The organism is Kribbella sp. WER1 (assembly GCF_054189145.1).
Map to the genome: position 1 here is coordinate 6,530,369 of NZ_CM135186.1, position 12,316 is coordinate 6,542,684.

The window sequence follows — 12,316 nt, forward strand, 5'->3', positions numbered from 1 at the left end:
GTAGGGGACTTATGGCCAAGTTTGGGACCGCGGCCGTCGGAGTGGTCACGCTGGTGGTGTCGGCCTTCCTGCCGATCACCGGGGACCACAGCGCCGACCGTACGACGATTACCGCGCAAACCACCGCAAACCCAGCGACCGTCCAGCTGCCGGCGCCCCCGAACACCGCGCGGAACCCGGTCCGGGAGAACGCCGCCGACCCCTGGATGGTCTTTGCCGAAGGCAACTACAACCTCCTGTACACCCACGGCGACAAACTCGTCGGGGTAGCGGCCCCGTCGGTCGACGGGCTGGCCGCCGCCCCCGAGCAGACTCTCTGGCAACCGCCGCCGGGTGAGGCGTGCTGCAACCTCTGGGCCCCGGAGATCCACCAGCTGGACGGCAAGTGGTACCTCTACTACACCGCCGACAACGGCACCGACTCCCAGCACCGGATGTTCGTCCTCGAGGCAGACCACCCGATGGGCCCGTACGCGTTCAAGGCCAAGCTCGATACCGGCAACGAGCACTCGATCGACGGCAGCGTCCTGCAACTTCCCGACGGCCGCCTGTACCACCTGTGGTCGAGCGGCCGCCCCGACGGCCAGGACCTGTACATCGCCCCGATGAGCAACCCGTGGACGATCAGCGGCCCGCCCGCGCTCCTCGCCCGTCCCGACCAGCCGTGGGAGCAGAACGGCCGCAAGGTGACCGAGGCCCCGAATGCCCTGATCCACAACGGAAAGGTGTACGTCTACTACTCCGGCAGCGCGTGCGAGTCCCCTGACTACGCCCTCGGCGTACTGGAACTCACCGGCTCCGACCCGCTCGTCCAGAGCTCCTGGACCAAGTCCGGCCCGGTCTTCAAACGCAACGACGCCAACTGGGTCTTCGGCACCGGCCACAACGGCTTCTTCACCTCCCCGGACGGCAAGGAGACCTGGCTGGTGTACCACGCCGTCACCAGCTCCAGCGGTACGCCGACCGGCAGCTGCAGCGCGGGCCGCGCCGTACGGATCGGCAAGGTCACGTTCGACGCCGCCGGCAAACCCCAACTCGGTACGCCGAGCGCCGCCTGGCAGACGTTCACCCTCCCGTCCGGCGACCCGGGCGCCGACATCGTTGCCGACGGCCTCTACGAGATCTCCCCGAAGAACGCACCCACGAACCGGCTGGAGGTGGACGCGTGCTCGGCCGCCGACGCCGCGACCGTCCAGGTCTACACCCGGATCGCGGACAGCAGGTGCCAGAAATGGCGACTCAGCTACCTCGGCGACGGCTCGTACAAGTTCCTCAACAACGACAGTGGCAAGGCGCTCGACGTCGCCGGCTGTTCCGGCGCGAACGGCGTCAAGGTGATCCAGTGGCCGTACTGGGGCGGTGACTGCCAGGAGTACTACCTGGATGCCGTCGGCAACGGTTACTACAAGGTGACGTCGAAGGTCGGCGGCCGCACCCTGGACGTCGGCGGCTGCTCCACCGCCCCTGGAGCAGACGTCGACGTCTGGCCGTACTGGCAGGGCGACTGCCAGCAATGGAAGCTGGAGAAGGTCGGATGAAGCGCTGGATCGCGGCCCTCGCCGCCGTTGCCCTGGTCGCCGTCGGACAGCACGCGACCGCCCAGGTACACCAACAGCAGTCCTTCCCGGACGTGAAGACCCGGACCAAGGGCATCATCCCGCCGGGCGGTGTGCTCAGCTCGAAGACCGGTGGGAACACGATCGACGCCGAGCTCCGCGAGGAGACGCCGCGCGCGGACGGCCGGCACCACTACGACTCCCGCAAGCTGATCGAGCGCCTGCAGGCGATGCACGCGAACACGTACTTGTTCGGCATCTGGGAGTCGCCGACCGACTGGGACGACCTGCGCAGCGAGTTCGCGCCGCTCGCCCGCGCGGCCGGGATCGACATCTGGGTGGATCTCGTCCCGCCGACCGAGTGCCAGACCGACCGCCCGGAGGGCGCGTACCTCGAGGGCTACTGCTCGCGCCCGTTCAAGCTCGACTTCATCGCCTGGGCGCGGAACATCGCCACGCTGTCCCTTCAGTACCCGAACATCAAGGCCTGGCAGGTCGACGACTTCCTGGCCGGCGACAACGCGAAGCTGTTCACGCCCGACTACCTCAGCAAGGTCAAGGCGACCCAGGACGCGATCAACCCGAACCTCGGCCTGCTCACCACGATGTACCACTGGGACTACAGCGACGCGAATCTCGACCGGATCGCGCCGTACGTCGACGGCGCGATCTTCCCGTACCTCGGCGGCGCGCTGAGTGCCAGCGACCCGCGGTACGTCGCCACCCAGCTCGACGAGCTCCGGGCCAAGCTGAACCCGCGGCACCTCGACCTGATCCTGCTGCTGTACACCGACCGTTTCCTCGACGGCGCGCTGCCGCCGACACCGGAGGCGGTCGACCAGGAGCTGAAGGCGGCGATGCCGTACGCCGCCGACGGCCGGATCGGCGGGATCGTCGCGTACGGCGCGCCGGTGAACTACGACCGCCGTCCGACGATTGCCTCGAACAACCTGGCGCAGACCGGCGACGGCCGGCTGAGCTTTGCCCAGGGCAACTACACGACCGCGGCGGCCGGCGGGTACGCCGAGGCGTACCAGCAGGTCACGGTCGACCCGAACGCGGGCAGCTGGAAACTCGACTTCGCCACCTACGACCAGGTCAGCCGGACCCCGTCGAAGTCCGGGAAGCTCCTCAAACAGGTGCTGGTCGACGACAAGGTGGTCTGGCAGTCCGACATCGCCGACGAGTTCGGCTTCACCTGGGCGCCGGCGTCGGTGGACCTGACCGCGGCGCTGAAGGGCAAGACCACGGCCAAGCTCAGCCTCCGTCTCTACACCCAGGCCGCGGCGAACTTCCCGATCGACGTCGGGTTCGACAGCCTGGTGCCGACCGGGTTCACCGTCCAGAACTTCGGCTTCGAGGACGTCAACCCGGCGACCCGCGCCTGGCAGCTCAACCAGCAGAGCGCGAGCATCGTCGGTTCGTTCGAGAAGGTCACGCCGCACCAGGCCAAGGACGTGTACGACGTGATCGCGGCGGCGTACGCCGGCCTGCCCGCGCCCGCCGTACCGACGACGCCGTCGGATCCGATCCCGAGCAACCTGCCGCGGACGGGGTCGGCGTACCAGCCCGGGGCCGCGAACACGATCCACAACAGCGCGATGTACGGCAAGGGCCGGCTGAGCCTGTTCGTGCCGGAGCGGACCGCGACCGGGACGAGTACCTGCATCTGGGCCGAGCAGCGGATGGCGGTCGACCCGAAGGCGCCGCGGTACGAGATCTCCTGGTGGGACTACGACGAGTACGCCGCCGACCTGTTCGGGTACCACCTGAAGCAGGTTCTGATCGTGACGTCGAAGGGCAAGAAGCTGCTCAGCAACGTCGACGCGGCCAGCGCTCCGAAGCTCTGGATGAACGGCCAGGGCGGTTGGGGCCCGATCGACGTCACCGAGTTCGCCCGGGGTGAGAGCTCCGTCGTGATGCAGTTCGCGCTGTGTGAGCAGCAGGGCGTCGGCGACTACATGATCGACGTCGGGTACGACGACATCACGGCCGTCGGACTGACCGTGACGAACGGCGACTTCGAGCAGGGCACCACCGGCTGGACGATCGTCAGCCCGCACCCGGGCATGCAGGCCAAGGTCATCACCGCACCCTGACCCACCACACCAGGAGGCACCGCCATGCCGCCCCGCCCTTTACTCCTCCTCGCTGCCGCAACGTTGGCATTACCAACGCTTTTCATTCCCGCAACACAGGCGACCGCCGCGACAGCGGCGGTCAGTAAGGGGACGGTCGGCTGGGACACGCTGCGCCAACTCGACCGCCTGCCGTACCTCTCACCCGGCACCAGCACCCGGCAGTTCTCCAGCTTCGCCCGCGACGGCAGCAACGCCGACGGCGGCCCGTCCGCCTGCCTGCACGAGTCCTCGGCCGGCTGCGTGATCGCCGAGGACTCCGGCCCCGGTGAGATCGACTCGATCTGGTTCACCCGGCTGCGGAACGGCGTACCGGACGTGACCGACACCGGCACCATCACGATCACGCTGGACGGTACGACGATCCTCAACCGCTCGCTCAAGGACGTCACCGACGGCGCGGTCGGTGCGCCGTTCGTGTACCCGCTGGTGGCGAACGCGAGCCAGGCCGGCGGCGGCTTCCAGATCAAGGTCCCGATGCCGTACCGCCAGTCCATGCAGATCGTCGTCCAGCACAACCCGAACTACTACCACGTGAACTACCGGCACTTCCCGGACGCCGACGGGATCACCACGTTCTCACCGGCCGACCCCGCGAACGACGTCCTCGACAAGCTCCGCGCCGCCGGTACGACGGACCCGAAGCCGGCCGCGGCCGGTACCACGACCACCGGGCAGACGCATGCCCTGGGCAACGGTCAGGAGGTGGCGTTCGGCACTCTGCAGGGACCGGGCGCGATCAGTGCGCTGAAGCTCCGCTTCGTCGGCGTGAAGCCGTCGGACGCGCAGCTGGCCGGGCTCCGGCTGAAGATCACGTTCGACGGGCGCACCACGGTCGACTCGCCGGTGGGGGAGTTCTTCGGTACCGGCCTCGGCGCGTACGCGGTGAAGTCGCTGATGTTCGCCGCGGATCCGGCGCCGGGCGGGTGGTTCACGACCTGGTGGCCGATGCCGTACCGCTCGTCGGCGACCGTCTCGCTCGTCAACCAGAGCGGCGCCGCGATCGGTGACGTCGAGGTCCAGTTGAGCAGCGCGCCCGACGCGAAGTGGACGAACGACCTGCTGCCGGGCGGTCCGGCGGCGTACTTCACGGCCGTGTCGCACAGCGGCCGGACGTCCTGGGGCGACGACTGGCAGGTCGCGAACCTGACCGGGCGCGGCAAGCTCGTCGGCGTGGCGCAGACGATGTCGATCGGCGCCGAGATGGGCACGAACCGCGGGTACCTCGAGGGCGACGAGCGCGTGTACATCGACGGCTCGCTGTCCCCGCAGCAGCACGGTACCGGCACCGAGGACTTTTACGAGGGCGGCTGGTACTTCGCCGGCGGACCGTTCAGCCGGGCGTTCACCGGCAACACGGCGCACGAAGTCCAGGCGGCGGGGTGCGCGCGGGAGTGCGACGCGGTCTACCGGCTGCTGCTGAACGAGTCGATGTCGTACGACTCGTCGTTCCGCTTCGGGATCGAGCACGGGCAGCAGAACGACTGGATCGCAGACTACGGCTCGACGGGCTTCCTCTACACCCAGCCGACCGTCAGCAGCCGGGAGACCGATGCGGTCGAGGTCGGGGATGCCGAGTCTCGGACGGCGCACGGCTACACCGACGGCGGGACCGAGGCGCCGCTGACGAGTACGGCCGAGGGCGACCTGGACTACCTGCCGATGACGGACCGGGTGCGGTCGGGGTCGAGCCCGATCAGTTTCCGGCTGGCCGTGGATGCGGGGAATCAAGGCGTGCTGCTGCGGCGGATCGCGGATCAGGCAGCGGCGTACCAGGAGGCTGCCGTCAGCGTGGACGGCGTACCGGTGGGGACCTGGCGGGAGCCGCTCGGGAACGGGACGATGCGGTGGTTGTCGGACGAATTCCCGCTGCCGGCGTCCGCGACCGCGGGGAAGAGCAGCGTGCAGGTGACGCTCACGCCGACCGGCCCTGCGTGGACTGCCGCGCGGTACGTCGCTGCCAACATCGTCGCGCCGTACGCGCCGAGCGGTGCCGAGGCGCCGACGGGTGTTACTGCGACCCCGCGGGTGCATTCGGTGCTGCTGAACTGGAATGCCGCGCTCGGCGCCACGGCGTACCGGATCTACTCCTCGACCAGCGCGGACGTGCCGATCACGGCGGCGAACCTGGTCGGGACCTCGCCGGTGCCGGCGTACCTGCACAAGGCCGTCCGCGGTAGCCGGTACTACAAGGTGATCGCGGTGGACGCGGCCGGGAACGCCAGTACGCCGTCGGCCGCGCTCGGGACCGCTCCGCGACCGGCGACCGTGTCGGACGTCAACGGGGACGGCAAGGACGACGTGGTCACGTTCACCCGCGGCGACACCGCGGATGTATACGTATCCACCTCGACCGGATCACGGTTCGACGGCGATGGGCAGCTCTGGCACCCGTCGTTTGCCCCGGGCAACGAGATCCCGCAGACCGGGGACTTCAACGGGGACGGGCGCGACGACATCGTCACGTTCACCCGCGGCGCCAAGCACGAGGTGTGGGTGGCGCTGTCGAACGGCGTCAACGGGTTCCTGCCCGCGCAGCGCTGGCACGCGTTCTTCGCGCTCGACGGCGAGGTCCCGATGGTCGGCGACTTCAACGGCGACGGCAAGGACGACATCGTCACATTCACGCTCGGGACCACGCACGACGTGTACGTGTCGCTGTCCGACGGGACGAAGTTCGTCCAGACGAGCTGGCTGTGGCACGGCGACTTCGGGCTGCCCGGCGAGGTCCAGGACGTCGGCGACTTCGACGGCGACGGGCGCGACGACATCGCGACGTTCACCCGGGGAAGCGCGGCCAGCGTGTACGTCGCGCTGTCCGACGGGAAGTCGTTCCTAGGCACCGGGTGGAAGTGGCACGGGCACTTCGCGGTCGGCTCCGAGACACCGGACGTCGGCGACTATAACGGCGACGGCCGCGACGACATCGCCACCTTCACCGGCGGTACGGCGGGAGATGTGTACGTCGCCACCTCGACCGGTGGGTCGTTCACCGGCGACGGGGACCTCTGGCACAGCTCGTTCGCGTACAACGCCGAAGTACCCGGGTCCGGCGACTTCAACGGGGACGGGTTGTCGGACATCGTCACCTTCACCCGCGGTACGGCCGCCGACGTGTACGTCGCGACGTCCAACGGCCACGACTTCGTACCGGATCCGCAGGCGCCGCTCTGGCACGACCACTTCGCCGAAGGCACCGAGTGGCCGGTGCCGTCGGCGCTCAGACCGTCCTGAGGCTCGGGTAGTCGTGGAAGAAGTCGACGAGCATCCGGGCGGTCTTCGCGGGCTGATCGATCGCCGGTGAGTGACCGGCGTTCGGGATCACCTCGGCCTCGACACCCAGCGCGGCAGCCATCGCCTGCTGCGCTGGGATCGGCCAGCCGTCGTCGGTCGCGCCGTGCAGGACCTGCTTGCGGACGGACGTCTTCGCCAGCTGCTCGGTCTTGTCCTCCGCGTCCGTCAGCCGACGGGTGATCTCGGCCAGGCTGGTCGGGACGTTGCCGGTGAATCGCTTGCGGAGGAACGCGGCAACGTCCGCGGGCGGTGCGACGTACCCGGGGGCCTTGCTGTCGTGGTCGAGCTTCATGTCGTAGACCTGCTCGATCGGGAGGTTCTCCAGGCCGTACGCGAGCATCTGCAGGCTCTGCAGTGTCGGCTCGTCGGTGAACGCGGCCGGGCCGGAGCAGAGCAGGCTGATCGTGGAGAACACCGACGCGTCGGTCAGCACCGCCTCGCGCGCGACCAGTCCGCCGAACGAGTGCCCGACCAGCTGGCTGAACCCGCCGAGCGCCTTGCTCATCGCGACCACGTCCGCGCCGAGCTCGGCCAGCGAGTACGCCGACTTGTCGGCCGGGCCCGGGGTCTCGTACTGCCCGCGCTGGTCGACCGCGACCGTACGCCAGCCGTACCGGCACAGGTGGTCGACGAGCGGCGTGAAGTCCTCTTTGCTGCCCGTCCAGCCCGGCACGAGCAGCACCGTGCCCAGCGGCGTACCGATCGACGGCACGGCGGTCAGCGTGGCGAACGAGCCCCGCTCGGTCTCGAGTGTCACGGGGCGCACCCCGTCGGGCAGCGTCAACGTACGCGGCGTACTCACAGGTAGAAAGACTAACCGGTCACCGCACAACCCGCCCCCCGAGCGGAGCGAGGGGGCGGGGTTCTTCAGGCTTCGCAGTGCGGCACAATGGCCGCGTGCCTCGCACTCTCGCGGTCGCGAATCAGAAAGGCGGCGTGGCCAAGACGACCACCGTCGCCACCCTCGGCGCCGCCCTGGTCGAGCTCGGCCACCGCGTGCTGCTCGTCGACCTGGACCCGCAGGCCTGTCTGACGTTCTCGGTCGGCATCGACCCGGAGGACCTGGACAAGTCGGTCCACCACGTTCTGCTCGGCGACGTCCGCGCCCGCGACGTACTGATCGAGTTCGACGACGGCCCGGACCTGCTGCCCGCGACCATCACGCTCGCGGCCGCCGAGGTCCAGCTGGCCCGGGAGACCGGCCCGGAACAGGTACTGCGGACCGCGCTCCGGCCGCTGCGGTCGGCGTACGACTGGATCATCGTCGACTGCCCGCCGACGCTCGGGCTGCTCACGGTGAACGGTCTGTCCGCGGCGTCCGACGTACTGATTCCCTTGCAGTGCGAGACATTGGCACATCGTGGTGTAGGGCAACTACTCGACACCGTGCACGACGTACAGCGGCTGACGAACCCCGGGCTGCAGGTGCTCGGCGTGCTGCCGACGCTGTACGACGGCCGGACGACGCATGCGCGGGCGGTGCTGGAGACGATCGCGGACACGTACTCGCTGGACGTGCTGCAGCCGGCGATCCCGAAGTCGATCCGCTTCGCGGAAGCACCGGCGATCGGCGAGACCGTGCTCAGCACGGCACCGGCCTCGCCCGGCGCGAAGGCGTACCGGGCGCTGGCCGGGGCACTCGCTCACTGACCGGCCGGCTGCCTGCGCAGCTTGTGCCGGAAACGCCAGAGCGGTACGGCGATGATCGCGAGCAGAATCAGGAACGGAAGCAGCGCGCCGGCCGCTGTCGCGAGGGCCGAGAACACCGCGGTGAAGGCGTGCCAACCGCCCTTCAGACCGGCGACGAAACCGGTGTCCTTCTTCGGCTCGGCCGGGGCCGGCTTGCCCTTTTCCGTGAGAGTCAGGGTGAGGGTCGCCAGGTCGGTCTGCTGCGACAGGTTCTTCTGCTTGGCCAGCAAGGCCTCCAGGTCGGACTCCCGGCGGGTGAGCTCGCTCTCGACCGAGACGATGTCGCCGATCGTGTTCGCCTTCGTCATGAGCGCCCGCATCCGGTCGAGACTCGCGCGCTGGGACTCGACGCGGCTGGCCACATCCACCACCTGCTCGGTGACATCCTCCGACTCCTGATGCACCTGCAGCCGCTTCCCGAGCTGCGAGAGCTGCTGGATCGCGTCCTCGAACGACTTGGTCGGGACCTTCAGGACCAGGTTCGACCGGGTGATGTTGCCGTCCTGGTCGCTACCGGTGTCCTCGGAGGCCACCTGACCGTCGAGGCCGGCGACCGCGGCGACGGCTTTCTGTCGCATCGCCGACACGTCGTCCCCTTCGACGGTCAGCGAACCGGTCTTGACGATCGCTCTGGTGCCCGTCGGATCGCCCTGACTGCCGGAGGTCCCTTGGTTCTTCCCCTGCCCGGCCACCTGCGGCCCGGCCACCTGCGGCTTGGCCACCGCCCCCGCGTCCTGCTTGCCCGGAGCCGCCGCGCCACTACTCGCCCGCTCGTCGTTCGAGGCCCCGCCACAGCCTGCCAGCAGCAGTACGCCCACCACCACGGCAACAACCCTGATACGCCCCATCACCCAGCCCCTCTCGTCATGACTACCGCCCTAGGACGGCAATCACACGGCTGGGTGTTGCACCTCCAGATCACCGTTAGGAAACGGTTCGGAGGTGCCGACGGGAAGCGGTTCGGAGGTGCCGGCCGGGCGGGGCCCGGCCGGCGTCAGCTCACTCCGGCGCTTTGAAGATCGGCGCAGAGGCCGTCTTCTTGGACCCCTTGGCAGGGGCTTTGGCCGGCGCCTTGGTCGCCTTCACGGCGGCCTTCTTCGCCGGCTTGGCAGCAGCCTTCTTAGCCGTCTTCGCAGCCGCCTTCTTGACCGGCGCCGCCGCAGCCGTGTCGGCCGCCTTAGCCGTCTTCGGCGCCTTCTTGACCGGCGCCGCCGCGGCCGTGTCAGCCTTCTTGGCCGTCTTCCGCGCCTGCTTGACCGGCGCCTCAGCAGCCTCGCTCACCGTGGCCACCTTGCGAGCCCGCTTCACGGGCGCTTCCGCCCCGGCAGCGGCCTCGGTGGCCTTGGCCGTAGCCTTGCGCGCTCGCTTGACCGGTGCCTCGGCAGCAGGTGCCTCGGGCGCGGACTGAGCCGTCTTCTTCGCAGCGGTCTTCCGCGTCCGCGTCGCGGGTGCTTCTGCGGCCGTCTCCGACCCGGCGGCGGCCTCGGTCGTCTTGGCCGTAGCCTTGCGCGCTCGCTTGACCGGTGCCTCGGCAGCAGGTGCCTCGGGCGCGGACTGGGTCGTCTTCTTCGCAGCGGTCTTCCGCGTCCGCGCCGCCGGCGCTTCTACGGTTGCCTCTGGCTCAGCGGCCTTCCGCGTACGTGCCCGCTTGACCGGCGCCTCAGCAGCTGCCTCGACGGCAGCTACCTCGGGAGTCGCTTCGACCGTCTTCTTGGCGGCGGTCTTGCGGGTCCGCTTGGCGGGGGCTTCGTCGGCGGGGGTTACCGCAGCCGGCTCGGCCTGCGTGGCAGCTGCCTTCCGGGTGCGGGTGCGCTTGGCCGGCTGCTCCGCACGTGCCGCGGCCGCCGACTCGACCGGTGCCGACGGTGCGGCGACGTCCGTGGTCCGCGGGGCGGTGCCCTCTGCGGTCGGGGGTGCGACCTCGGCGGTCCGCCCGGCGGCGACCGCCGGTCCCGACTGCGCCGTGGCCTTCGAGCCCCGTTGCGCGGTGGGCTCCGGTGCCGACTGCCCGGTGGGCTCCGTGGTCGGCGTCTCCGGTGTGGTCCTCGACTGAGAGGAGTCGCCGGAGCGGCGGTTGCGGTTGCGTTTGCGGGGCTTGCGCGCGGGGGCCTCGTCGGAGACGACCTGGGGTACTTCGGTCTTCGTCGTGACGTCGGCGAGTTCCTCGACGGGCTGGCCGGCGCGGGTGCGTTTGCGGGTCCGGTTGCGCTTGCGGTTCCGGCTGCGGCCGGAGCGTTCGCCGTCGGACTCGGCGTGCTCGCGGCGGCCGCGCGACTCCCGCGACTCACGGGGCTCACGCGGTTCGCGGGTGTCGTGGGACTCGCGGGCGGTACGGATCCGGCCCTTGGCCTCGGACGGGATGCCGAGGTCGTGGTACAGCTCCGGCGAGGTCGAGTAGATCTCCTGCGGCTCGTCGTACGGCAGGTCGAGCGCCTTGTTGATCACCTTCCACCGGGTGACGTCCGGCCAGTCGACGAACGTGACGGCGATGCCGCTCGCCCCGGCGCGGCCGGTGCGGCCGATCCGGTGGATGTAGGTCTTCTCGTCCTCGGGGCAGGTGTTGTTGATGACGTGCGTGACGCCCTCGACGTCGATGCCCCGGGCCGCGACATCGGTACAGACCAGTACGTCGATCTTGTCGCCGCGGAACCGGGTCAGCGCCCGCTCGCGCGCCTGCTGGTTCAGGTCGCCGTGGATCGCGGCCGCCTTGAAGCCGCGGTCCTGGAGGTCGTCGGTGAGCCGGGACGCCTCGCGCTTGGTCCGGCAGAAGATCATCACCCGGCCGCGGTCCTCGGCCTGCAGGATCCGGGCCACCACCTCGGGCTTGTCCAGGTCGTGCGCGCGGTAGACGAACTGGGCCGTGGTCGGCACCATCTCGGTGTCCTCGTGCGACTCCGCGCGGATGTTCAGCGGGTGCCGCATGTGGGTGCGCGCCAGGCCGATCACGGCCGACGGCATCGTTGCCGAGAACAACATCGTCTGCCGCAGTTCGGGGGTCTTGCGCAGGATCCGCTCGACGTCGGGCAGGAAGCCCAGGTCGAGCATCTCGTCGGCCTCGTCGAGGACCAGGACCTTGATGTGGCCGAGGTCGAGGACGCCGCGGTTCGCCAGGTCCAGCAGGCGTCCCGGCGTACCGACGACGACGTCGACGCCCTTCTTCAGGGCGTCCAGCTGCGGCTCGTACGCGACCCCGCCGTAGATGGTCAGGATCCGCACCTTGCGGACGGTGGACGCGGTTTCCAGGTCCTTCGCGACCTGGATGGTCAGCTCCCGGGTCGGGGTGACGACCAGCGCCTGCGGCTTGCCGGGGGCGACCAGTTCGGCGTAGTCGGCCTCGTGCGGCGCGATCGTGCGCTGCAGCAGCGGGATGCCGAAGCCGAGCGTCTTGCCGGTACCGGTACGGGCCTGACCGATCAGGTCGGTGCCCATCAGGGCCACCGGGAGAGTCATCTCCTGGATCGGGAAGGGTTCGACGATGTTGACGCGGTCGAGCGCGTCACAGATCTCGGGGAGCACCCCGAGCTCTCGGAAGGTGGTCAGGCTGATCGCCTCTCACATGCTTGTGCGGACAGATGCTCTGTGGCCGGGCGCCTGGGGCCGACAGCCCCGATCGTGAGGCGCGGGGACACTGTGCAAGAG

7 protein-coding genes are annotated in these 12,316 nt (G+C 69.6%); 4 read left to right on the forward strand and 3 right to left on the reverse strand.

Annotation, left to right across the window (positions count from 1 at the left end; genetic code table 11):
* The first annotated feature begins 11 nt into the window (after positions 1 to 11).
* The 3 genes from ACXJJ3_RS31970 to ACXJJ3_RS31980 are packed head-to-tail and all read left to right on the forward strand — an operon-like array spanning position 12 to position 6,928.
* Positions 12 to 1,538: a family 43 glycosylhydrolase gene (locus ACXJJ3_RS31970; RefSeq protein ID WP_458165577.1), complete on the forward strand. Its 1,527-nt coding sequence runs from the start codon at positions 12 to 14 to the stop codon at positions 1,536 to 1,538.
* A complete protein-coding gene (locus ACXJJ3_RS31975) occupies positions 1,535 to 3,655 on the forward strand; it encodes a hypothetical protein (protein WP_458165578.1) in 2,121 nt (706 codons plus the stop codon). Before ACXJJ3_RS31970 ends, ACXJJ3_RS31975 begins: the two co-directional genes overlap by 4 nt.
* A 24-nt stretch (positions 3,656 to 3,679) precedes the next feature.
* On the forward strand, positions 3,680 to 6,928 hold the full coding sequence (locus ACXJJ3_RS31980; RefSeq protein ID WP_458165579.1) for a DUF2961 domain-containing protein: 3,249 nt from the start codon (positions 3,680 to 3,682) through the stop codon (positions 6,926 to 6,928).
* On the opposite strand, the gene ACXJJ3_RS31985 is transcribed toward ACXJJ3_RS31980, so the two are convergent.
* A complete protein-coding gene (locus ACXJJ3_RS31985) occupies positions 6,915 to 7,790 on the reverse strand; it encodes an alpha/beta fold hydrolase (RefSeq protein ID WP_458165580.1) in 876 nt (291 codons plus the stop codon). The two genes, ACXJJ3_RS31980 and ACXJJ3_RS31985, sit on opposite strands and share 14 nt — an antisense overlap.
* A 95-nt stretch (positions 7,791 to 7,885) precedes the next feature.
* Between ACXJJ3_RS31985 and ACXJJ3_RS31990 the strand changes: the two genes are divergently transcribed.
* Entirely contained in the window at positions 7,886 to 8,638 is a 753-nt protein-coding gene (locus ACXJJ3_RS31990; protein WP_458165581.1) for a ParA family protein, read from the forward strand.
* Here ACXJJ3_RS31990 and ACXJJ3_RS31995 read toward each other — a convergent pair.
* Both ACXJJ3_RS31995 and ACXJJ3_RS32000 read right to left on the reverse strand, forming a co-directional pair.
* The gene (locus tag ACXJJ3_RS31995) at positions 8,632 to 9,525 is read right to left on the reverse strand and encodes a DUF4349 domain-containing protein (RefSeq protein WP_458165582.1); all 894 of its coding nucleotides are present in this window, start codon (positions 9,523 to 9,525) and stop codon (positions 8,632 to 8,634) included. The two genes, ACXJJ3_RS31990 and ACXJJ3_RS31995, sit on opposite strands and share 7 nt — an antisense overlap.
* A 151-nt stretch (positions 9,526 to 9,676) precedes the next feature.
* Positions 9,677 to 12,193, reverse strand: a complete 2,517-nt coding sequence (locus ACXJJ3_RS32000; RefSeq protein WP_458165583.1) for a DEAD/DEAH box helicase — start codon at positions 12,191 to 12,193, stop codon at positions 9,677 to 9,679.
* Between the last annotated feature and the right edge of the window lie 123 nt (positions 12,194 to 12,316).

What these genes read in the sequence shown, in the direction of transcription:
- ACXJJ3_RS31970 (WP_458165577.1), top strand. Translation starts at nt 12, where the DNA reads ATGGCCAAGTTTGGGACCGCGGCCGTCGGAGTGGTCACGCTGGTGGTG.
- ACXJJ3_RS31975 (WP_458165578.1), top strand. Translation starts at nt 1,535, where the DNA reads ATGAAGCGCTGGATCGCGGCCCTCGCCGCCGTTGCCCTGGTCGCCGTC.
- ACXJJ3_RS31980 (WP_458165579.1), top strand. Translation starts at nt 3,680, where the DNA reads ATGCCGCCCCGCCCTTTACTCCTCCTCGCTGCCGCAACGTTGGCATTA.
- ACXJJ3_RS31995 (WP_458165582.1), bottom strand. Translation starts at nt 9,525, where the DNA reads ATGGGGCGTATCAGGGTTGTTGCCGTGGTGGTGGGCGTACTGCTGCTG.